Below are 20,904 nucleotides of genomic sequence, written 5' to 3' on the forward strand. Positions count from 1 at the left end.
GCCGTGCAGTCATTCTGCACAAGGGAGCCGCAACGCCGTGCGCATGCAAAAGCGGCCGAGCCCCTGCTTTCAATAGCTTGTGGGGTTGGTGCCCCCTGTTCCCCGATCCTGCGTTGCGCCGCTTGCGGGTAGAACCACTACCCGCTGCACGACGCGCCTTGTCTCGGAAAACAGGGGGCACCAACGCGGACGTGCGATTCAATCAGCGTCTCCCTAGTCGATGCGAGGGAGGCTGGCGCAGATCCTCGAGGCGGGTGGCAGCGTGGATGCGCGCCAGACGCATTCGTGCCCGGCGCGTTACCTCGTCGGGCAGGCGGCGTGCCCTCTCGCCCCGGGCCAGCCGCGCGGCTTCCTTGCCGCGGTAGCTCTGGATCATGGATAAATGTTAACGCGCTGCGTTATTAGCGCGCAAACGGTTGTCGAACCGGACTCTCCCGGGAAATACCGGTCCCGAATACGCCCGTCACTTCGGCGCTGTTTTCTGCGGGCGAGGCACGGTGACCGCCGAGCCCTTATTGCAGGCGTTGGCGCAGGGCGTCGAGCAGGCCATCCATCGGGAGGTGTTCGGCCTCGGTGGCCGTGCGTGCCTGGTATTCGAGTTCGCCGGCGTCGAGGCCGCGCTCGCCGATGACCAGGCGGTGCGGGATTCCGATCAGCTCCATGTCGGCGAACATCACGCCGGGGCGCTGTTCGCGGTCATCCAGCAGGACCTGGAAGCCGGCGGCCTCCAGCTCGTCGTGCAGCTTCTCGGCCGCCTCGCGCACGCGCTGGGACTTCTTGGCGCCGATCGGGCACAGGGCGATGTCGAAGGGGGCGATGGCGGTGGGCCAGCAGATGCCGCGCTCGTCGGAGTTCTGCTCGATCGCGGCGGCGACCACGCGCGAGACGCCGATGCCGTAGCAGCCCATGGTCACCACCTGTTCGCGGCCGTCCTCGTCCAGTACGCGGGCGCCCAGGGCCTGGCTGTACTTGTCTCCCAGCTGGAAGATATGGCCGACCTCGATGCCGCGTCGGATCTCGATCGCCCCGGAACCGTCCGGGGCCGGCTCGCCCTCGAGGATGTTGCGCAGGTCGGCGGTCTCCGGCTGCGGCAGGTCGCGGCCCCAGTTCACGCCGGTCAGGTGGTAGCCGTCCTCGTTGGCGCCGACCACGAAGTCCGCCATGCCCAGCATGGCTTGATCGGCCAGCACCGGGATCGGGCTGTCCACTGGCCCCAGCGAGCCGGGGTCGGCGCCGAATGCGGCCCGGATCTCGGCGGCTTCGGCCATGCGCAGCGGCTCGGCGACCCAGGGGTGCTTCTCGGCCTTCACCGCGTTCAGTTCGTGGTCGCCGCGCAGCACGATGGCGACCAGGTCGGCGTCGATCGCGTCGGAGGCGGCCACCACCAGGGTCTTCACCGTCCGCTCGGTCGGGATGTCCAGGAATTTCGCGAGATCGTCGATGGTGTGCACGTCGGGCGTGGCGATCTTCTCCAGCGCCGCGCCGGGGGCCGGGGCCGGCGCGGGCACCGGGCAGGGGGCCAGTTCGACGTTGGCGGCGAACCCGGCCGGGGAGAACGCGATGGCGTCCTCGCCCGAGCTGGCCAGCACGTGGAACTCGTGCGAGGTGTTGCCGCCGATGGCGCCGGTGTCGGCCTCCACCGCGCGGAAGTCCAGACCGCAGCGTTCGAAGATGCGGGTGTAGGCCGCGTGCATCTGCTGGTAGGTGTCGCTCAGGGAGTCGGCGTCGATATGGAAGGAGTAGGCGTCCTTCATCAGGAATTCGCGGGCGCGCATCACGCCGAAGCGCGGGCGGCGCTCGTCGCGGAATTTGGTCTGGATCTGGTAGTAGTTTACCGGCAGCTGGCGGTAGCTGCGGACTTCGCGGCGTACCAGGTCGGTGATCACCTCCTCGTGCGTCGGGCCGAAGCAGAAGTCGCGGTCATGGCGATCCTTGATGCGCAGCAGTTCGGCGCCGTAGAAGTCCCAGCGCCCGGACTCCTGCCACAGCTCGGCCGGCTGCACCGCCGGCATCAGCACCTCCAGGGCGCCGGCGCGGTTCATCTCCTCGCGTACGATGTTTTCCACACGGCGCAGCACCCGCAGGCCCAGTGGCAGCCAGGTGTACAGCCCGGAGGCCAGCCGGCGGATGTAGCCGGCGCGCAGCATCAGCTGGTGGGAGATGATCTCGGCGTCGGCCGGGGTTTCCTTCAGGGTGTTCAGCGGGAATTGCGAGACGCGCATCGGGGGCAGTCCGTGGTTGATGGCTGGAAAGGGTTCAGAACGTGGTGCCGTTGGTGCCCCAGAAGTGGCGCGGGGCGTCGGCGAATTCGATGTAGACGCGGGCCGGCTCGATGCCCAGTTCCGCCTGTAGGCTGTCGCACAGCTTCCGCGACAGCTCGCGGGTCAGGCCCTCGGGCAGGCCGATGCTCTTCAGCTCGCAGTACGCGAGCGGATCGGTGCGCCCGCCAAAGCACATGGCCGGGTTGTGGCGGCAGGCGACCATCACGTAGCCCTCGGGCTTGCCCAGCCAGTCGGCGACCGCGGCGGACAGACGCTGGCACAACGTGGCGGTGTCGTCGGGCAGGGCGGCATTGGTCTCGACTTGCAGCAGCGGCATGGCATCCTCCGGGGCGTTGCGGCGAAAGGTCGCCATGATACGGGGAGCGCGGGGTCGGTGCAGCGCTCGCGTCAGCCTAGGGAGACGCTGATTGAATCGCACGTCCGCGCTCGAGTCGCTTTTGCGTGCGAACAAGGCGCGGTGACTGCCGTGCAGTCATTCTGCACAAGGGAGCCGCAACGCTGTGCGCGCGCAAAAGCGGCCGAGCCCCTGCTTTCAGTGGCTTGTGGGGTTGGTGCCCCCTGTTCCCCGATCCTGCGTTGCGCCACTTGCGGGTAGAACCATTACCCGCTGCACGACGCGCCTTGCCTCGGAAAACAGGGGGCACCAACGCGGACGTGCGATTCAATCAGCGTCTCCCTAGCGGGTGAAACCCTTGTCAGGGTGGCTATACTCGCTGCGAGGGAGACGAACGCGGCGGGGCCGGACGGCCGGATTGCGTTCAACATCAGGAAATAATAAATTAGAAAAATCTAATATATGGTTCCGGGCCCGGTGCGCGCCTGCGCACCCCCGACGACCTCTTCGAGCAAGGACAGACGCCTCATGACACGAAACCGGATGCGCCACACCCTGTGGGCCCTGCTGCTGTTGCCGTTTGCGGCCCAGGCGGAGTTGCCGTTCGAGACGGCCACCGCCGAACGCCAGACGATCACCCAGGAACGGATCCTGGATGGCCGCGTCGAGGCAGTGCAGCGGTCCACGATCTCGGCGCAGACCTCCGGGCGGATCCGCGAGATCTACGTGGATGTCGACGACTTCGTCGAGGCCGATGAATTGCTGGTCCGGGTCAGCGACACCGAGCAGCAGGCTCGTGTAAGCCAGGCCGAGGGCGATCTGGCCGAGGCCCGCGCCCGCTTCAACGAGGCCCGTTCGGAGTTCGAGCGCATTCGCGATGTGTTCGATCGCGGGGTGGTGTCGCGCTCCGAGTTCGATCGCGCCGAGGCCGCGCTGGAGTCGGCGCGTGCCCGCCTGCGCTCGGCCGAGGGTCGGGTCGAGGAGGCCCGTGAACAACTGGGCTACACCGAGGTGTACGCGCCCTATTCGGGGATCGTGACCGAGCGCCATGTAGAGGTCGGCGAGTCGGTCAGCCCGGGGTCGCCGCTGCTGTCCGGGATCAGCCTGGACCAGTTGCGGGTGGCGGTGGATGTGCCGCAGCGTCTGATTCACAGCGTGCGTGAGCGGCGCAGTGCCGAGGTCCTGCTGAACGGAGACCGGGTGGCGGCCGAAAGCCTGACCATCTTCCCCTACGCCGATCCCGCCAGCTCGACCTTCCGCATCCGCGTGAACCTGCCGGAGCAGCAGGATCTGGGCCTGTTCCCCGGCATGTTCGTGAAGACCGCCTTCGTCGTGGACGCGGTGGAGCGCCTGGTGGTGCCGACCGAGGCCGTGGTCTATCGCAGCGAGGTCATCGCCGTCTATGTGGTGGATGCGGACGACCGGGTGGCGTTCCGCCAGGTACGGGTCGGGCGTCAGCATGACGGCCTGATCGAGATCCACGGCGGTCTGGAGGCCGGCGAGCGCGTGGCGCTGGATCCGGTCCACGCGCAGATCTGGCTGAAGGAACATCAGCAGGTGAACCCATGAGCGATGCCACCACGGAGGGGGCGTCCGAGCGGATGGGGATCTCCGGGCGCATCGCGCAGGCCTTCCTGACCACCCAGATCACCCCGTTGCTGGCCCTGCTGGGGCTGCTGCTGGGGCTGTTCGCGATTCTGGTGACCCCGCGCGAGGAAGAGCCGCAGATCAACGTGACCATGGCCGACGTGTTCATCCCGTTCCCCGGGGCGAGCGCGCAGGAGGTGGCGCAACTGGTCGCCACGCCGGCCGAGCAGGTGCTCTCGGAGATCGAGGGCATCGATGACATCTATTCCGTCTCGCGCCCGAACATGGCGCAGATCACCATTCAGTTCGAGGTCGGCGAGGACCGCACCGCGGCGCTGGTGCGCTTGTACAACCAGGTGTTCTCCAACCAGGACTGGCTGCCGCCGGGGCTGGGGGTCGGCGAGCCGATCATCAAGCCGATGGGCATCGACGACGTGCCGATCGTCAACGTGACCCTGTGGACCGAGGACCCCGAGCGCGGCGGGCACGATCTGCTGCGCGTGGCGCACGGGATCGAGGCCGAGCTCAAGCGGGTCCCGGGTACCCGTGATATCTACACGGTCGGCGGCCCGGACCACGTGGTGCACGTGCGCTTCAAGCCGGAGACGCTCGCTGCCTACAACCTGTCGGTGGATGACCTGCGCACCAGCCTGCAGGCCTCCAACTTCTCGCGCGACGCCGGTCAGCTCTATCAGGACGATGAAGAGATCCTCGTCCAGGCCGGCGACTTCATTACCGAACCCGAGGCTTTCGCCAGTCTGGTGGTCGGCATGCACGACGGCCGTCCGATCTACCTCGAGGACGTTGCCGAGGTGGTGCAGGGCCCGGCCTATGCCACCGAGCACGTGCGCTTTGCCCATGGCGCGGCCGCCGGCGATCGAGCGCGCGCGGGCGAGAGCCACCCGGCGGTCACCGTGGCGATTGCCAAGCAACCGGGGACCAATGCCCCGGATATCGCCGACGCCCTGGTCGAGCGCCTGGATCAACTGCGCGGGACCTATATCCCCGACGGTATCGAGACGACCATTACCCGCAACTACGGCGTAACCGCGGACGACAAGGCGAACACCCTGATCCAGAAGCTGATCCTCGCGACCGCGTCGGTGGTGATCCTGGTCTGGATCGCACTCGGCTGGCGCGAGGCCTTCATCGTCGGTGTGGCCGTGGTGATCACGCTCGCGATCACCCTGTTCGCCTCCTGGGCCTATGGCTTCACCCTCAACCGCGTGTCGCTGTTCGCGCTGATCTTCTCCATCGGGATCCTGGTGGACGATGCCATCGTGGTGGTGGAGAACATCCACCGGCACATGGCCAAGGGCGGCAGGAAATTCCTCGAGGCCATCCCGCTCGCGGTGGACGAGGTCGGCGGACCGACCATCCTCGCGACCTTCACCGTGATCGCGGCCCTGCTGCCGATGGCCTTCGTGACCGGGCTGATGGGGCCCTACATGAGCCCGATCCCGATCAACGCCTCGATGGGGATGATCATCTCGCTGGCGGTGGCCTACGTGGTCACGCCCTGGCTGACGTACAAGGTGCTGCGACGCCAGGCCGAGCAGCACGCGCATGCCGCACCGGCCGGCGGCGGGCACGGCGCGGAAGGCGAGAGCGCCTCCGCCGGGCTGATGAAGATCTTCAACCGCCTGCTGCTGCCGTTTCTCGGGACCTCCGGGCGCAAGAAGACCAACCGCCTGGTGCTGTGGGTCGGGACCCTGGTGCTGATCCTCGGCTCGGTGTCACTGGCCTACTTCCAGCTGGTGGTCATGAAGATGCTGCCGTTCGACGACAAGTCGGAGTTCCAGGTGGTGCTGGATATGCCGGAGGGCACCAGCCTGGAGCGTACCTCCCGCGTGCTGGCGGAGATGGGCGACTATCTGAAGACCGTGCCCGAGGTGCACAACGTGCAGACCTACGCGGGTACCGCGGCGCCGATCAACTTTAACGGCCTGGTGCGGCAGTACTACCTGCGTGAGGGCTCGCACGTCGGCGACATCCAGGTGAATCTGGTGGATGCCTCCGAGCGCTCGCGCCAGAGCCATGCGGTGGCGCTCGGTGTGCGCGAGGCAATCAACGAGATCGCCGATCGTCACGGTGCCGCGGTGAAGGTGGTCGAGGTGCCGCCGGGGCCGCCGGTGATGTCGCCGATCGTGGCCGAGATCTACGGGCCGGACTACGACGGTCAGATCGAGATCGCCCGCCAGGTGCGCGAGCGCTTCGAGAACACCGACGGCATTACCGATATCGACGACTCGGTGGAATACCCGGGGCAGAAGAAGATCCTGCAGGTCGACCGCGAGCGGGCCGCGCGCCTGGGCGTGTCGCAGCAGGCGGTGGTGCAGGCGATCGAGACCGCGCTGTCCGGCGAGGACGTGACCTACCTCTACGGCTCCAACGTGAAGTACGCGGTGCCCGTGCGGCTCGAGTTCGAACAGGCCGAGAAGGGCAGCCTGGACCCGGTGCTGGGGCTCAAGGTGCGCTCGCGCGACGGCACGCTGGTGCCGCTGTCCGAGGTGGTCAATGTGGTGGACTCGACCCTGGAGCATTCGATCCATCACAAGAACCTGCTGCCGGTCGTCTACGTGATGGGCGACCTGGCCGGTGGTCTGGACAGCCCGCTATACGGCATGTTCGACATGTTCTTCGGCCTGCGCGATCAGCCCATGGCCTATGGCGAGCCGCTGGAGCAGCTGTTCATCAGCCAGCCGGACAACCCGTACAACTTCTCCCTGAAGTGGGACGGCGAGTGGCAGGTGACCTACGAGACCTTCCGCGACATGGGCATTGCCTACTCGGTGGGGCTGATCCTGATCTACCTGCTGGTGGTCGCGCAGTTCCGCTCGTACATGGTGCCGCTGATCATCATGGCGCCGATCCCGCTGACCGTGATCGGGGTGATGCCGGGGCATGCCTTCATGGATGCCTTCTTCATGGACGCCAAGTTCACCGCGACCTCGATGATCGGGATGATCGCGCTGGCCGGGATTATCGTGCGCAACTCGATCCTGCTGGTGGACTTCATCAACGAGGAGATCCGCCGTGGCGTGGAGGTGATCGAGGCAGTGGTGCACGCGGGTGCGGTGCGCGCCAAGCCGATCATCCTGACCGGGCTGGCGGCGATGGTCGGCGCCGGGTTTATTCTGGATGACCCGATCTTCTCCGGCCTGGCGATCTCGCTGATCTTCGGCGTGTTTGTCTCCACGCTGCTGACGCTGGTGATCATCCCGGTGCTGTACTACCTGTACGTGCGCAACCGGGTCGAGCTGATCCGCGCCCAGGCGGCGTAAGCGGATCCCGTCATCGCGAGGCGCGCAGCGCCGTGGCGATCTCTGTGGCCGGCTGCGACTTCGGGTGGGGCGAGCATCGGGATTTCGTCGCGGGGTTCCCGCTGCGCTCGCCCTTCGGGCCGGCCTGCGGCCGCTCAACGCGCGTCGCGCTTTTTGTGCCATAGCCCCTGGCAGGACCTCGCAATGACGCGGGCGGGTTCCGGTGTTTTCGCCGTGCGGCGGCATGCGGCTACAATCGGTGCCACCTGAACGAACCGGAGACGCTCGATGGATGTCGAGATGGGAGAAGAGGGCCTGAACGTCCTCGGAATCAGCCGCGAACAGTGCGCCACCCTGGTCGAGACGCTGAAGGCCAGCGAGGACCAGCGCTTCATGGATGACCCCGAACTGCGCAAGCTGTTCAAGCTGCTGGCCGTGCTGCAGAGCGATCTGTGGGACGACATGACCGCCGGGCAGTTCGACTTCGCCCCCTACAAGAAGCAATAGCCCTGCCCGGTGCCGTCCCTGGCACCCGTACCGGAGTGCTCCATGCCCGACAATGATTCCCGCCGGCCGTCCAATTTCGTGATCGGCAACATCTTCCTTGGCGCCGCCGCCATCATGCTGTTCTTCTTCGTGACGCTCTGGGAGATCCTCGGGGTGTTTGCACTGCTGATGTGGATGGGCCTGGCGGCGATCGGGGTCTACTTTATCGTCAAGGACAAGGACATCAATCCGGGCGGCCCGCCGAACTGATTCGGTGCATCCGTCACGTACGCCTCTCGTGACACCAGCCCCGGCATCGCCGGGGCTGGCACGCCTGCGGGGCGAATTCCTCGAGTCACTGGGGCAGCGGGTCGCGGATCTGGAGGCCCTGTCCGGTCAGCTCGACGGCACGTTTGCGGATGGCGAACGCCTGATCACCCTGTACCGCGAGGCCCAGGCGCTGGCGCAGTCGGGGCAGGTCTTCGATGTCGGCTTGATCCGCGGCGCGGCGGAATCGCTGCGGGCCGCCCTGGCCGGCGTACGCCGGGCCCCGCCCGGACCGGATCGTGACCTGATTGTCGCGGGGGTGCGCCGCCTGGCCACGGCCGTGGAGGCCTATCGGCAGCGGGCGCGGCCGGCGGCGCAGGCGCGCATGCAGCCTGTAGGGGGGCGTCCGGCGGAGTCACGAGTCCGCCTGATCGACGACGGCGGCGCGGTCGGCGAGGCGGTGGCCCGCATGCTGGCCGACCAGGGTTTTCGTGTAACCCGGGGCGAGGCTGCCGTGGCCGACGACGAGCCGCTTTCCGCAGTGGTGCTGTGTGCCGACGTGGTCGCGGCGGACGGGGGCGGCTTGCCGGGGCTGGCGTCTGCGCTGGCCAGCGGGCTTCCGGTGCTGGCCGTCGCTCAGGCCTGGAGTCCCGGCGCCCGCCTCGAATGCGTGCGCCAGGGGGTGACGCGCTGCCTCGATCACCCCCTGGTAACCGACACCCTGGTCGAGCAGCTGATGCAGATCGGCGGCGTAATCGTGGAGTCGGATTATCGCGTGCTGCTGGTCGCCGGGGAGGCGGACAGCGAACTCGCTCATCATCTGGCCGCTTCCGGGCTGGAGGTATCGACGGTGTCCGACCCGGAGGATGCGCGCCTCCGGCTGGGCGAGATCGGCGCCGATGTGGTGGTCCTCGATCTGCAGGGGCTGGACGAACCGGCGGAATCGTTTGTCGCGCTGCTGCGTACTCGGGACAACGGGGGGGCGGTCCCGCTGCTGTTCCTGACCGAGGACCCCGGACGGATCAACGCCCTGATGACGGTGCACCCCGGTGTGGCGGGGGTGTTTCTAAAGCCCGTGGAGCCAGCCCGTATCCAGGCCGCGATTGCCGCGCGGGCGCGCCAGATGCGCCAGATCGACGGGGTCAGCCAGTCCTATCGCGATGCCCTGTACGAGCGCGAACGCGAGCATGTGGCCGTCAACGAACATGCCCTGGTCAGTATCGCGGACGTGGCCGGCAACATCGTCTACGCCAACGAGCGCTTTTCCCGGGTCAGCGGCTATGCGGTGTCCGAGCTGATGGGCCGCAATCACCGCATCCTGAAGTCCGGCCAGCATCCACCGGAATTCTATGCCGAGCTCTGGTCCACCATCGCGTCCGGGCGCGTCTGGCAGGGCGAGGTGTGCAATCGTGCGCGCGACGGCTCGCTGTACTGGGTGGAGACCACCATCGTCCCGTATCTCGGGAGCAACGGGCGCCCCTACCAGTACGTGTCGATCCGCACCGAGATCACCCACGTGAAGCATCAGGAGCACCGCCTGCGCTCCAGCCAGATCTTCGCCAACATGGGGACCTGGGAATGGGCGCCGAACCGCGAGGCGCTGGGCTGGTCGGAGCGCATCCCGCCGCTTCTGGGCTATCCCGAGGGCGGGCTGGAACCCACGGTCGCCAATTTCGTGCAGGCGGTGCACCCCGACGATCGCGTCCGGGTGCGCAATGCGATCGCCAGCAGTCTGCGTCGCGGGTCCTATCTTGAACTGGAGCATCGCGTCATCTGGCCCGACGGCTCGGAGCACTGGCTGCTCGAGCGCGGCGACGTGGTCCGGGATCAGGACGGCGAGGTTCTGTACATGCTGGGTGTGATGCAGGACATCACCAAGCGCAAGACCTCGGAACTGGCATTGTCCCAGCTGTCTACCCGGCTGCTGGAATCGCAGCGCCTGGCGCGCATCGGCAACTGGGATATGGACCCGCAAAGCGGGGCGATCACATGGTCGCGGGTCATCCACGAGATCTTCGAGGCGGATGCGGGGGATGCGTCCTTCGGGCGCGACGCATACCTGGCGCTGGTGCACCCGGAGGATCGCGAGCCGGTGACGGCCTTTCTGCAGGGCCTGAATGCGGCCGGACACCACGAACTCGGTCACCGGGTGCAATTCCGGGACGGGCGGACCCGCTTTGTCCACGTCATCGCCAGTGTCAGCCTGGATGCAGAGGGCCGACCCGCGCACATCGCCGGGAGCCTGCAGGACATCACCGAACTGCACGAGGCCCAGGAACATCTGGCCCTGTTCCAGCGCATCTTCGAGTCCTCCGGGCAGGGCATCGCGGTAGTGGACCGTGCGGGCCGCTTCGTCTACGTGAATGCCGCCGCGCGCGAGATGGTGGGCTACGAGTCGAGCGAGATGCTGGGCCGGAGCTTCCGCGAGATGGATATCATCCCCGAGGACTCCGAAGAGGAGGCGCGGGAGATCGACCGGGTGCTTTCCGAAGGCGGTTCCTGGGCCGGAAAGCTACCCCACCGCTGCGCCAATGGGGCGGTGTTTATCACCGTCAGCAACATCGGGGTCGTCCTCGACGATCGCGGCGAACCGCAATACGGCTTCAATATCTTCAGCGACTTCACCGACGAGCTGCGTCGTCGCGCCGAGCTGCACCGTGCGCGCGAGGCGGCCGAGGCGGCCAACCGGGCCAAGTCGGATTTTCTGTCCAACATGAGCCACGAGCTGCGCACGCCGATGAACGCGGTTCTCGGGTTTGCCCAGCTGCTGGAGCGCGATCCGGCTCTGGATGAACACCAGCGCGGCCATCTCGATGAAATCATGCGCGCCGGGCGCCATCTGCTGGACCTGATCAACGAGATCCTGGACCTGGCGCGGATCGAGGCGGGGCGCATGCAGGTGGAGCCGGAACCAGTCGCCGTGGACCCGCTACTGGATGAATGCCTGTCCCTGCTGGAGCCCCTGGCGCGCGAGCATCGCGTGGTGCTCGCAGCGGAGCCCCTGCCGACGGTGATGGTGCAGGCCGACCCCCGGCGTTTGAGGCAGGTACTCCTGAACCTGTTGTCCAACGCGGTCAAGTACAACCGGCCGGACGGGCGCGTGCGCGTGACCTGCGAACACGAGGGCTCCGGTGTGCGGATCGCGGTGCAAGACGACGGGCCGGGGCTGACGCCGGAGCAGTGCCAGCGGCTGTTCCAGCCCTTCGAGCGCCTGGTGGCCGAGGAGCAGGGAATCGAGGGGAGCGGGGTGGGCCTTGCGGTGACCCGCAACCTGGTGGAGCTGATGGACGGCGAGATCGGCGTCGACAGCATACCGGGTACGGGCAGCACCTTCTGGTTCCGTCTGCCCGCGGCGCAGGAGCACCTCCCGCCCGCGGCCGGAGAGGACGTGGGCGCAGCCTCGGACGTTGCGATCCGGGACGGTTGCCGGGTGCTCTGCATCGAGGATCATGCCGCCAATCAGCGTCTGCTGCGCGAGATGCTGAGGCAGCAGGGGGTGAGCGACTGCCGGGTGGCGGACTCCGCCGTGGCGGGCCTGGACATGGCCCTGCGGGACCCGCCGGGGCTTGTCCTGCTCGATCTGAATCTGCCGGTGATGGACGGCTTTCAGGTGCTGCGCGCGCTGCGCGCCGAGGCGGCGCTGGCGGCGATCCCGGTGATCGCGGTGACGGCCGATGCCACCGAGGCCACGCGCGAGCGGGTGGCGGCGGCCGGCTTTGATGCTCTGCTCACCAAGCCGATCGGGGCGAGCGATCTGCTGGGCGCGCTGCAGCGCTGTGCCGCGGGTCGCGCGAGCGGCTGAGCCGCCGCGCGCGTCGGCGATTCTCAAAGAAAGAGGAATGCGACGATCGCGATCGCCGCGGCCACGGCGACGGCGTCCGCGGTCAGCGCGGCCGCCAGAGTGTGGCGCACGCGCTTGATGCCGATGGCGCCGAAGTACACCGCGAGCACGTAGAAGGTGGTCTCGGTCGAGCCCTGCAGGGTGGAGACCAGGATGCCGACGTGGGTGTCCGGCCCGGTGGCCGGGTCCTGCATGATGCCGGCCATGATGCCGTAGGCGCCGGAGCCGGACAGCGGGCGCAGCAGCGCCATCGGAAGGGCCTCGGCCGGCAGGCCGAAGGGCGTGGTCAGCGGCCCGACCAGTCCGACGAACATGCCTAAAGCACCGCTCTCGCGCAGCATCCCCACCGCGACCAGGATCGCGACCAGATAGGGGATGATGCGCAGGGCCACGTTGAAGCCCTCCTTGGCCCCCTCGACGAAGACCTCGTAGACCGGCACGCCGCGGACCACCCCGTAGGACAGGAAGCCGACCACCAGCCCCGGGATGATCCAGGGGGCGATTGCCTGGCCGTAGAGGATGGTCAGCGGGATGATCGCGAGCACTCCGGCCAGTACCGTCAGCGAGACCCAGGCCGGGTAGCCCTCGGTGGGCACCTCGATGTTCATCGGTTGCTGCTCCGGGGCGGGTTCTTCGGTCGCGCCCGCTTCGGCGTCGGACGGGGTGCTGCGGGACTCGGTCGTGCGAACCGCGTCGTCCAGGTCCGTGGCGCCGTCGCGATCGGTGGCGTCCGAGTCGATCGATCGGGTCGGCGTCGGGCTGCGGAAATAGCGCTGCAGGATCAGGGCGCTGGTGATGCCGGCGATGGTCGCGAACAGCGTGGCGAACAGCGTGGTCGGCAGGATCGCCGCCGGGGCCTCGGAGCCGAGCGAGGCGCGTAGCGCGATCACCCCGGTGGGCAGCAATGTAATGCTGGAGGTGTTGATCGCCAGGAACAGGGCCATCGCATTGGTGGCGGTGCCCGGGTGCGGGTTCAGCTTCTCCAGCTCCTGCATCGCGCGGATGCCGAACGGGGTCGCGGCATTGCCCAACCCCAGGATGTTGGCGGAGAAGTTCAGGATCATCGCGCCCATCGCCGGGTGCTCCGGCGGGACCGACGGGAACAGGCGGGTCATCAGCGGCCGCAGCAGGCGGGCCAGCACGGTAAGCAAGCCGCCGGCCTCGGCGATCTTCATCAGGCCGAGGAACAGTGCCATCACCCCGACCAGGCCCAGCGCCAGTTCCACCGCGGAGCCGGCCGCGTCGATTGCGCCCTCGGACAGCGCCTGCATCGGCTGCTCGTCCGGGTCGGTGGAGCGGATCTCGCGGATCGCGGCCGTTGCCACGGCGATCACGATCAGGGCGAGAAAGATCAGGTTCATGCGGCGCAGTTTGCCACGGTCAGCGGTTCTCTCCGCGTGATACACCGCGCAGCACAGCATCCAGCGCCCGCGCCGGGAGCAGCCACTTGAGGAAGGCGAACAACCGGGTGGGGAAGGTCACGTGATAGCGCACCCGTGGCCGGCGGGCCTCCAGGGCGTGCACCACACAGCGCGCGACCGCCTCGGGCCCCAGTGTGAACGGCGCATCGGACTCGGCGTCCGCCATGCGGGCCTCGGCGGCACGGTAGGTCTCCTGCCACGGGCTGTGCTCGCGCTGGATGTGGTAGCGGAAGGCCTTCAGGGCGTTGGCGCGGAATTCGCTGCGGATCGGGCCCGGCTCGATCAGCGAGACATGGATACCCGTGCCGTGCAGTTCCTGGCGCAGGGTGTCGCTCATGCCCTCGATCGCGAACTTGGAGGTCACGTAGGCGCCGCGCAGGCGCAGGGCGACCAGCCCAAGGACCGAGCTGTTCTGGATGATGCGGCCCTCGCCGGCGCGGCGCATGGCGGGCAGCACGGCATTCGTCAGCTCCAGCCAGCCAAGCACGTTGGTCTCCAGCTGGGCGCGCAGGGTGGCGCGATTGAGGTCCTCCACCGCGCCGGGCTGACCATAGGCACCGTTGTTGAACACGCCGTAGAGGTGGCCGTCGGTGCGGTGCAGAATCTCGGTGACTGCGCTGTGGATGCTGGCGGAGTCATCCAGGTCCAGCTGCAATGCCTCGAAGCCGTCCTTCTTCAGCCGCGCGACATCCTCGCTGCGCCGGGCGGTGGCGAAGACCCGGTAGCCGCGTTCGCGCAGCATGCCCGCGGTGCAGGCCCCGATGCCGCTGGAACAGCCGGTGATCAGGACCGCGCGCTGGGAGGGTTCGCTCATGGCGGCCGGATCAGTAGGTGAGGGTGGCGACGCCGTCCTCAACGACCTCGCCGATGAAGGCGCCGCCGCCGCGCATCCCGTCCAGTTCCGGGACCGCGTTGTCCAGGGTCAGTCCGTTTTCGTCCATTGCACCGGCGCAGGCGTAGAAGGCGCAGCCGGCCTCGTGGGCGTCCTGCATGAAGCTGTAGACGGATTTCTCCTTCGCCTCGCCGGGGTAGATCTGGTCCGCCACGCCCTGTCGCAGCAGGCGGGTGGTGCCGGCGGCGAAGTAGATCTCGACCTCGAGATCCATCGCGGCGGCGACGGTGGCCTGGAAGAACGGGGCGCCCAGGGTGCCGGGGCGGTCGAGGTCCAGATTCAGCAGCATGATCACGATCTTTTCGGCCATGGCAGGTCCTTGCGGGCAGTGCATTCGGGTATGGGGCGAATCATCCGCGCTGCGGCCGCGCGGCGCAAACACCGCCTGTCGGTGCGGAAGGCCTTTTATTCCCGGCGAACGGCCGCATAATACGCCTCAACCCGTGTTTTCGCGGATGTGTTCCGAGGATTCCAGCCATGCCCATCTATGAATACCAGTGCAAGGATTGCGGCGAGATCTCCGAGATCCTGCAGAAGATCTCCGACCCGCCCGCCACCACCTGCCCCGAGTGCGGTGCCGAGGCCCTGACCAAGCAGGTCTCCGCCGCCGGTTTCCGCCTGGCCGGGGGCGGCTGGTACGAGACCGATTTCAAGAAGGACGGCAAGCGCAACCTGAAGGATTCGGGCGGTGGCGCCGGCAAGTCCGATACTTCCACGAGCAAGGCCGCGGCCAGCACCTGACCCATGCTGGTTTCCCTGCGCCGCTACCTGATTGCAGGGCTGCTGGTCTGGCTGCCGCTGATCGTCACCGGCTTCATTATCAAGCTGCTGGTCGACCTGCTGGACTTCACCATCCTCCTCCTGCCGCCGGGCTGGCGGCCGGAGGCGCTGCTGGGCTTTTCCATCCCGGGCGTGGGGATCGTGGTCGCGATCGTCGTGGTGTTCGTCACCGGGGTGATCGTGGCCAACATCGTCGGGCGCAAGCTGGTCGCGCTGGGCGAGTCCATCGTGCACCGCATCCCGCTGGTCAACTCGATCTACGGGGCAGTGAAGAAGGTGACCGAGACGGTACTGGCGGATGGCGGCCAGGCCTTCCGCAAGGTGATGCTGATCGAATACCCGCGTCGCGGCCTGTGGTCGGTCGGGTTCATGACCGGCGTCGGCACCGGCGAGGTGCAGGAGCGTACCGAGCACGAGGTAATCACCGTATTCGTCCCGACGACCCCCAACCCGACCTCGGGCTTCGTGCTGATGGTCCCGCGCGAAGAGGCGATCGAACTCGACATGACGGTGGAGGACGGCCTCAAGTTCGTGATGTCCATGGGGGTCGTCACGCCCCTGAAAGGACCTGAAGAGGCCCCGGCTCCGGTTGCGCAAGGGCAGGGCAAATCGTAAGATTTCCGGCCTTTTCGCGGGTGCGGACGTCGCGTGCGCCCCGTTTTCCCGACTAACCGTGCAGGCCTCTCAGGAACCACCGATCCCTGGCGGGCGTGCCCTTCGGCTGGAACAGCGCAATGCGAACTCATCTGTGTGGACGTGTCACCGAGAACGAACTCGACTCGGAGGTGACCCTTTGCGGCTGGGTGAATCGCCGGCGTGACCACGGGGGCGTGATCTTTGTCGACCTGCGCGACCATACGGGGCGGGTGCAGGTGGTGTTCGATCCCGACCGCGAGGACGTCTTCGCCCGCGCCGAGCAGCTGCGCAGCGAGTTCGTGATCCGCATGACCGGCCGCGTGCGCCGCCGCCCCGAGGGCACCGAGAACCCCGATCTGTCCACCGGCGCGGTGGAGATCCTGGGTCTGGAGCTGGAGGTCCTGAACGCCGCGAAGACCCCGCCGTTCCCGCTGGACGACGAGGATGTCGGCGAAGACACCCGCCTGCGCTATCGCTACGTGGACCTGCGTCGCCCGGTGATGCAGGAGCGCCTGCGCCTGCGCGCGAGGGTCTCGGCGGCCATGCGCCGCTTCCTCGAGGAGCGCGATTTCCTCGACCTCGAGACCCCGATGCTGACCAAGGCCACGCCGGAGGGTGCACGCGACTACCTGGTGCCCAGCCGCACGCATCCGGGCAGCTTCTTTGCCCTGCCGCAGTCGCCGCAGCTGTTCAAGCAGCTGCTGATGATGTCCGGCATGGACCGCTACTACCAGATCACCCGCTGCTTCCGCGACGAGGACCTGCGCGCCGACCGCCAGCCGGAGTTCACTCAGCTGGACATGGAGATGGCCTTCGTCGACGAGGCCGACGTGATGGGCGTGACCGAGGGCCTGATCCGGCACCTGTTCCGCGAGGTGCAGGGCGTGGAACTGCCCGATCCGTTCCCGCGCATGGCCTACGCCGAGGCGATGGCCCGCTTCGGGTCGGACAAGCCCGATCTGCGCATTCCGCTGGAGTTCACCGAACTGACCGAGGTGATGCAGGCGGTGGAGTTCAAGGTCTTCAACGGCCCGGCGAACGACCCCGAGGGCCGCGTGGCCGCGCTGCGCGTGCCGGGCGGAGCCAAGCTCACGCGCAAGGAGATCGACGTCTACACCGAGTACGTCGGCCGCTACGGCGCGAAGGGCCTGGCCTACATCAAGGTCAACGACCCGGCGGATATCGAGGGCGGGCTGCAGTCGCCGATCCTGAAATTCCTGCCGGAGGACGTGACCCGGCAGATCCTGGAAAAGACCGCGGCCGCCGCCGGCGACCTGATCTTCTTCGGTGCGGACAAGGCCTCTGTGGTCAACGAGGCGATCGGCGCGTTGCGCGTGAAGCTCGGCCACGACCTCGAGCTGGTCGAGGCGGGCTGGCAGCCGCTGTGGGTCGTCGACTTCCCGATGTTCGAGTACGACGACGAGGACAAGCGCCTGTACGCCCTGCATCACCCGTTCACTGCCCCGGCGGTGGACCGCCCGGACGATCTGCGCAGCAACCCGCGCGAGGCCCTGTCCCGCGCCTACGACATGGTGCTCAACGGCACCGAGGTGGGCGGCGGCTCCATCCGTATCCACAACCCCGAGATGCAGTGGGCCGCGTTCGAGGCCCTGGGTATCGGCGAGGACGAGGCGCGCGAGAAATTCGGCTTCCTGCTGGATGCGCTGGAGTTCGGTGCCCCGCCGCACGGCGGCCTGGCCTTCGGCCTGGACCGCCTGGTGATGCTGATGAGCGGCGCCCACTCCATTCGCGACGTAATGGCCTTCCCCAAGACCCAGACGGCCGCCTGCCTGCTGACCGACGCCCCGGCGCCGGTCGGCGAGAAGCAGCTGCGCGAGCTGGGCATCCGCCTGCGCGCCAGCGCTACGCAACAGGCCGGGTAGGCAACGGGCCGGTCGTTCACCATGGCCGGCATGCGTACCAGTGTGGTTACGGTCCATGGCTGGCATATGTCCGGCCTGGAGATGTCCCTGCTCGCCCGGCGCCTGCGCGCGGCCGGTCACGCGGTTCACCCCTTCCGCTACGCCTCGCGGCGCCAGACGCCGGAGCAGGCGGGGCGCGCGCTGGCGGCCTTTCTCGACGACGTCCCCGGCGACCTCGTGCACCTGGTCGCCCACAGCCTGGGCGGCGTGGTGGTGCGCCACCTGTTCGAGGTCGCGCCCGTGCAGCGTCCCGGCCGCATCGTGATGCTGGGTTCGCCCCTGGCCGGCAGCCGCGTGGCGGCCCGGCTGGCGCGCAACCGGGCCGGGCGCTGGTGGCTGGGCGCGCCCCTGGAACGCGGCCTGCTCGGTGGGAGCCCGATCCTGCGCGGGCGCGACATCGGCATGCTGGCCGGCAGCCGGCCGTTCGGGCCGGGCCCGCTGATTGCGCGCCTGCCGCATCCCCATGACGGCCTGGTCGCGGTGGACGAGACGCGGGGCCCCGACGTCTCGCGTCACCTGACCCTGCCGGTGACGCATATGGGCATGCTGTTCGACACCGTCGTGGCGCGCGAGACCCTGCACTTCCTGGAGGCGGGCGAGTTTCTGCCCTGACGCCGGACGGGCCCGTCAAGCCCGACCACCGCGGTCATCGCGAGGCGCGGAGCGCCGTGGCGATCTCCGTGGCTGGCCCCGGCGCTGGCCCGGGCGGGCGTCGGGGGTTCGGTCCGGAGGTTACTCGCTGCGCGCGCCCTTCGAGCCGGCCTGCGGCCGTTCACCGCCCCTGCGCGGCCTCGCAATGACGAAGGGACCACGGCAGGGGCATGCCGCCCGCATTCGTGATTAGCGCGGCCCCAGCGATTAGACTGTGCGCATTCCGGTGCCCGGCGGCATGCCGGGTCGGCATAACCGAACCCAACTCAAGGAGTCGTGACCGAATGGCAGGCCACAGCAAGTGGGCGAATATCCAGCATCGCAAGAACGCCCAGGACGCCAAGCGCGGCAAACTCTTCACCAAGCTGATCCGCGAGATCACCGTGGCCGCCCGCCAGGGCGGCTCGGACCCGGAGACCAACCCGCGCCTGCGCCTGGCGATCGACAAGGCGCTGGGTGCCAACATGACCCGCGACACCATCGAGCGGGCCGCCAAGCGTGGCGCCGGCGAGACCGATGGCGACAACGTCGAGGAGATCCGCTACGAGGGCTATGGGCCTGGCGGTGCGGCCATCCTGGTCGACTGCATGACTGACAACCGCAACCGCACGGTCGCCGAGGTCCGGCACGCCTTCTCCAAGATGGGCGGCAACCTCGGCACCGACGGCTCGGTCGCCTACCTGTTCCAGAACAAGGGCGTGATCCGTTTCGCCCCGGGCCTGGATGACGAAGTGGTGATGGAGGCCGCGCTGGAGGGTGGGGCCGAGGACGTCCAGGTCGAGGACGACGGCGCCATCGAGGTGATCACCGAGCCGGAGACCTATCAGGACGTGCGCGCCGCGCTGACCGAGCGCGGTCTGGAGCCGGAAAACGCCGAGGTCACCTGGCGGCCGGAGACCCTTGCGCCGCTGGATGCGGAGACCGCCGAGTCGGTCCTGAAGTTGCTGGACATGCTGGATGATCTGGACGACGTGCAGAACGTCTACACCAACGCCGACTTCCCCGAAGAAGTCAGCGGTGACTGATCCGGCCGCGGCGTGAGCGGCGTGCGCATCCTCGGGATCGATCCCGGCTCCCGCGTGACCGGCTTTGCGGTCATCGAGTTTGATCGCAGTCGTGGCCGTTCCTGCGGCCACGGCGTAATCCGGCCGAAGGCGAAGGCCTTCCCCGAGCGCCTGGGCGAGATCTTCGCCGGCGTAGTCGAGGTGATCGACGAGCTGAAGCCCGACGTACTGGCCATCGAGTCGGTGTTCGTCGCCCGCAATGCCCAGTCCGCGATCAAGCTGGGGCACGCCCGTGGCGCGGCCATCTGCGCCGCCACCCAGGCCGGTCTGCCGGTACACGAATACGCCCCGCGCGCGATCAAGCTGGCCGTGGTCGGTGTCGGTGGCGCGGACAAGGAGCAGGTCCAGCACATGATGCAGCAACTTTTACGCCTGGCCGAACCGGCCAGCAGCGATGCCGCTGATGCCCTGGCCGTCGCGCTCTGCCACGCCCACACCCGGCAGAACGAGGCGCGCCTGCAGGGCTCGGCCGCCGCGATGATCGGGGGGCGCCCATGATCGCCCGACTGGAGGGGCGGCTGATCAGTCGCGAGGTGAACGGCGTGGTGATCGACGCCGGCGGGGTTGGTTACGAGGTGGATGTCCCGCTGTCCACGCTGGCGGCCCTGCCGGAACCCGGCGAGACGGTCGTGCTGGCGACCCACCTGGTGGTGCGCGAGGATGCCCACCAGCTCTTCGGATTCCTGAACAAGCGCGACCGCGACCTCTTCCGCCGTCTGATCCGCGTCAACGGTATCGGTGCCAAACTGGCGCTGGCCATGCTCTCGACCTACGCCGGCGACGAGCTGGCGGGCCTGATCAGTGGTGGCGACGTGACGGGCCTGACCAAGGTGCCGGGCATTGGCAAGCGCACCGCCGAACGGGTGGTGCTGGAGCTGGGCGAGCGCCTGGCCGAGATGGGCTTTGCCGCCGCGCCCGCCGGGGCGGCGGCGGGCAGCGAGCCCACGCCGGCGGCCGCGATGGAGGGCGAGGCCCTGGCCGCGCTGGAGTCTCTCGGCTATCCGCGGGCCAGCGCCGAGAAGATGGTCGCGGCGGTCCGTGACCAGGCCGACTCGGTGGAGACGCTGGTGCGTCTCGCGCTGCGCTCTACCGTCAAACGCTAGCGCACACCCGCAGCGATCCTGGCTTGGCCAGCGTCGTCGCCCGCGGTTATGTGCTTTCGGTCCGCCGCTTGCGCTGTATTGGTGGCTGGTCCTGGTTCGTCGTCTGGTGTTTACGGTGCCTCCGGTCCGGCCCCTGCCTTGTGGTGGCTGGTCCTGGTTCGACATCCGGTGTTTACGTGCCTTCGGTCCGCATACTGCCTGGCGCTGACTCGCCAGCGCGCCCCGAGGCACTTTCTTGCTTGCCCAAGAAAGTGCCCAAAGAAGGGCACCCGGATTCCGCCCGGGAACCTTGCTCCAGGGCCCTCGGGCCGGCGGCGCTGAACTCGCTACGCCTTCGGCTGCGCTCAGACATCCAGCGCCTTCTCCCGGCCCGAG

Annotated in this window: 18 protein-coding genes; 12 read left to right on the plus strand and 6 right to left on the minus strand. The window is 68.1% G+C overall.

Annotated features, from left to right (window positions below; translation table 11 throughout):
* Positions 1-202: 202 nt before the first annotated feature.
* The 3 genes from D103_RS13745 to D103_RS0103760 form a co-directional block, all read right to left on the minus strand.
* The gene (locus D103_RS13745) at positions 203-376 is read right to left on the minus strand and encodes a type II toxin-antitoxin system RelE/ParE family toxin (protein WP_231366576.1); all 174 of its coding nucleotides are present in this window, start codon (positions 374-376) and stop codon (positions 203-205) included.
* A 136-nt stretch (positions 377-512) separates the two neighbouring features.
* Entirely contained in the window at positions 513-2,222 is a 1,710-nt protein-coding gene (locus tag D103_RS0103755; protein WP_018875876.1) for a proline--tRNA ligase, read from the minus strand.
* Positions 2,223-2,256: 34 nt separating this feature from the next.
* Positions 2,257-2,598, minus strand: a complete 342-nt coding sequence (locus tag D103_RS0103760; protein WP_026279294.1) for a phenylpyruvate tautomerase MIF-related protein — start codon at positions 2,596-2,598, stop codon at positions 2,257-2,259.
* A 561-nt stretch (positions 2,599-3,159) separates the two neighbouring features.
* Here D103_RS0103760 and D103_RS0103765 point away from each other — a divergent pair.
* The 5 genes from D103_RS0103765 to D103_RS0103785 all read left to right on the plus strand — a co-directional run bounded on the left by D103_RS0103765 (position 3,160) and on the right by D103_RS0103785 (position 12,021).
* The gene (locus D103_RS0103765; protein ID WP_018867449.1) at positions 3,160-4,185 is read left to right on the plus strand and encodes an efflux RND transporter periplasmic adaptor subunit; all 1,026 of its coding nucleotides are present in this window, start codon (positions 3,160-3,162) and stop codon (positions 4,183-4,185) included.
* Positions 4,182-7,487 (plus strand): efflux RND transporter permease subunit, encoded by a 3,306-nt coding sequence (locus tag D103_RS0103770; RefSeq protein ID WP_018875877.1) that lies wholly within the window; start codon positions 4,182-4,184, stop codon positions 7,485-7,487. The genes D103_RS0103765 and D103_RS0103770 overlap by 4 nt, the downstream gene beginning before the upstream one ends.
* 267 nt (positions 7,488-7,754) lie before the next feature.
* Complete coding sequence (locus D103_RS0103775) at positions 7,755-7,973, plus strand: hypothetical protein (protein WP_018867447.1); 219 nt, start codon at positions 7,755-7,757, stop codon at positions 7,971-7,973.
* A 42-nt stretch (positions 7,974-8,015) separates the two neighbouring features.
* The gene (locus tag D103_RS0103780) at positions 8,016-8,222 is read left to right on the plus strand and encodes a hypothetical protein (RefSeq protein ID WP_017941374.1); all 207 of its coding nucleotides are present in this window, start codon (positions 8,016-8,018) and stop codon (positions 8,220-8,222) included.
* A 28-nt stretch (positions 8,223-8,250) separates the two neighbouring features.
* Positions 8,251-12,021: a PAS domain-containing protein gene (locus D103_RS0103785; protein ID WP_018875878.1), complete on the plus strand. Its 3,771-nt coding sequence runs from the start codon at positions 8,251-8,253 to the stop codon at positions 12,019-12,021.
* Between the two features lie 23 nt (positions 12,022-12,044).
* Here the strand turns inward: D103_RS0103785 and D103_RS0103790 are convergent, their stop codons facing one another.
* The 3 genes from D103_RS0103790 to D103_RS0103800 are packed head-to-tail and all read right to left on the minus strand — an operon-like array spanning position 12,045 to position 14,683.
* Entirely contained in the window at positions 12,045-13,421 is a 1,377-nt protein-coding gene (locus tag D103_RS0103790; protein ID WP_018875879.1) for a nucleoside recognition domain-containing protein, read from the minus strand.
* Between the two features lie 19 nt (positions 13,422-13,440).
* Positions 13,441-14,295 carry an SDR family oxidoreductase gene (locus tag D103_RS0103795; protein WP_018875880.1) on the minus strand — a complete coding sequence of 285 codons (855 nt, stop codon included), beginning with the start codon at positions 14,293-14,295 and terminating at the stop codon, positions 13,441-13,443.
* A 10-nt stretch (positions 14,296-14,305) separates the two neighbouring features.
* On the minus strand, positions 14,306-14,683 hold the full coding sequence (locus D103_RS0103800) for a DsrE family protein (protein ID WP_018140668.1): 378 nt from the start codon (positions 14,681-14,683) through the stop codon (positions 14,306-14,308).
* 167 nt (positions 14,684-14,850) lie between these two features.
* Between D103_RS0103800 and D103_RS0103805 the strand changes: the two genes are divergently transcribed.
* From D103_RS0103805 to ruvA, 7 genes are all read left to right on the plus strand, one after another.
* Positions 14,851-15,114, plus strand: a complete 264-nt coding sequence (locus D103_RS0103805; protein WP_018867442.1) for an FmdB family zinc ribbon protein — start codon at positions 14,851-14,853, stop codon at positions 15,112-15,114.
* Positions 15,115-15,117: 3 nt separating this feature from the next.
* Entirely contained in the window at positions 15,118-15,768 is a 651-nt protein-coding gene (locus D103_RS0103810) for a DUF502 domain-containing protein (protein WP_018867441.1), read from the plus strand.
* 119 nt (positions 15,769-15,887) lie between these two features.
* Entirely contained in the window at positions 15,888-17,672 is a 1,785-nt protein-coding gene (aspS, locus tag D103_RS0103815; RefSeq protein WP_018875881.1) for an aspartate--tRNA ligase, read from the plus strand.
* A 21-nt stretch (positions 17,673-17,693) separates the two neighbouring features.
* Positions 17,694-18,323, plus strand: coding sequence for a triacylglycerol lipase (locus tag D103_RS0103820; protein WP_026280260.1), 630 nt, complete (start codon positions 17,694-17,696; stop codon positions 18,321-18,323).
* A gap of 323 nt (positions 18,324-18,646) precedes the next feature.
* Positions 18,647-19,387: a YebC/PmpR family DNA-binding transcriptional regulator gene (locus D103_RS0103825; RefSeq protein ID WP_018867438.1), complete on the plus strand. Its 741-nt coding sequence runs from the start codon at positions 18,647-18,649 to the stop codon at positions 19,385-19,387.
* Positions 19,388-19,408: 21 nt separating this feature from the next.
* Positions 19,409-19,924: a crossover junction endodeoxyribonuclease RuvC gene (ruvC, locus tag D103_RS0103830; RefSeq protein ID WP_026279293.1), complete on the plus strand. Its 516-nt coding sequence runs from the start codon at positions 19,409-19,411 to the stop codon at positions 19,922-19,924.
* Positions 19,921-20,529 carry a Holliday junction branch migration protein RuvA gene (gene ruvA, locus D103_RS0103835; protein ID WP_018875883.1) on the plus strand — a complete coding sequence of 203 codons (609 nt, stop codon included), beginning with the start codon at positions 19,921-19,923 and terminating at the stop codon, positions 20,527-20,529. Before ruvC ends, ruvA begins: the two co-directional genes overlap by 4 nt.
* Positions 20,530-20,904 lie beyond the last annotated feature (375 nt).

Origin of the sequence: Thioalkalivibrio sp. ALE31, assembly GCF_000377405.1 — a bacterium.
In the GTDB taxonomy this organism is placed as follows: Bacteria; Pseudomonadota; Gammaproteobacteria; order Ectothiorhodospirales; family Ectothiorhodospiraceae; genus Thioalkalivibrio.

What these genes read in the sequence shown, in the direction of transcription:
- D103_RS13745 (WP_231366576.1), bottom strand. Translation starts at nt 376, where the DNA reads ATGATCCAGAGCTACCGCGGCAAGGAAGCCGCGCGGCTGGCCCGGGGC.
- D103_RS0103755 (WP_018875876.1), bottom strand. Translation starts at nt 2,222, where the DNA reads ATGCGCGTCTCGCAATTCCCGCTGAACACCCTGAAGGAAACCCCGGCC.
- D103_RS0103760 (WP_026279294.1), bottom strand. Translation starts at nt 2,598, where the DNA reads ATGCCGCTGCTGCAAGTCGAGACCAATGCCGCCCTGCCCGACGACACC.
- D103_RS0103765 (WP_018867449.1), top strand. Translation starts at nt 3,160, where the DNA reads ATGCGCCACACCCTGTGGGCCCTGCTGCTGTTGCCGTTTGCGGCCCAG.
- D103_RS0103770 (WP_018875877.1), top strand. Translation starts at nt 4,182, where the DNA reads ATGAGCGATGCCACCACGGAGGGGGCGTCCGAGCGGATGGGGATCTCC.
- D103_RS0103775 (WP_018867447.1), top strand. Translation starts at nt 7,755, where the DNA reads ATGGATGTCGAGATGGGAGAAGAGGGCCTGAACGTCCTCGGAATCAGC.
- D103_RS0103780 (WP_017941374.1), top strand. Translation starts at nt 8,016, where the DNA reads ATGCCCGACAATGATTCCCGCCGGCCGTCCAATTTCGTGATCGGCAAC.
- D103_RS0103790 (WP_018875879.1), bottom strand. Translation starts at nt 13,421, where the DNA reads ATGAACCTGATCTTTCTCGCCCTGATCGTGATCGCCGTGGCAACGGCC.
- D103_RS0103795 (WP_018875880.1), bottom strand. Translation starts at nt 14,295, where the DNA reads ATGAGCGAACCCTCCCAGCGCGCGGTCCTGATCACCGGCTGTTCCAGC.
- D103_RS0103800 (WP_018140668.1), bottom strand. Translation starts at nt 14,683, where the DNA reads ATGGCCGAAAAGATCGTGATCATGCTGCTGAATCTGGACCTCGACCGC.
- D103_RS0103805 (WP_018867442.1), top strand. Translation starts at nt 14,851, where the DNA reads ATGCCCATCTATGAATACCAGTGCAAGGATTGCGGCGAGATCTCCGAG.
- D103_RS0103810 (WP_018867441.1), top strand. Translation starts at nt 15,118, where the DNA reads ATGCTGGTTTCCCTGCGCCGCTACCTGATTGCAGGGCTGCTGGTCTGG.
- aspS (WP_018875881.1), top strand. Translation starts at nt 15,888, where the DNA reads ATGCGAACTCATCTGTGTGGACGTGTCACCGAGAACGAACTCGACTCG.
- D103_RS0103820 (WP_026280260.1), top strand. Translation starts at nt 17,694, where the DNA reads ATGGCCGGCATGCGTACCAGTGTGGTTACGGTCCATGGCTGGCATATG.
- D103_RS0103825 (WP_018867438.1), top strand. Translation starts at nt 18,647, where the DNA reads ATGGCAGGCCACAGCAAGTGGGCGAATATCCAGCATCGCAAGAACGCC.
- ruvA (WP_018875883.1), top strand. Translation starts at nt 19,921, where the DNA reads ATGATCGCCCGACTGGAGGGGCGGCTGATCAGTCGCGAGGTGAACGGC.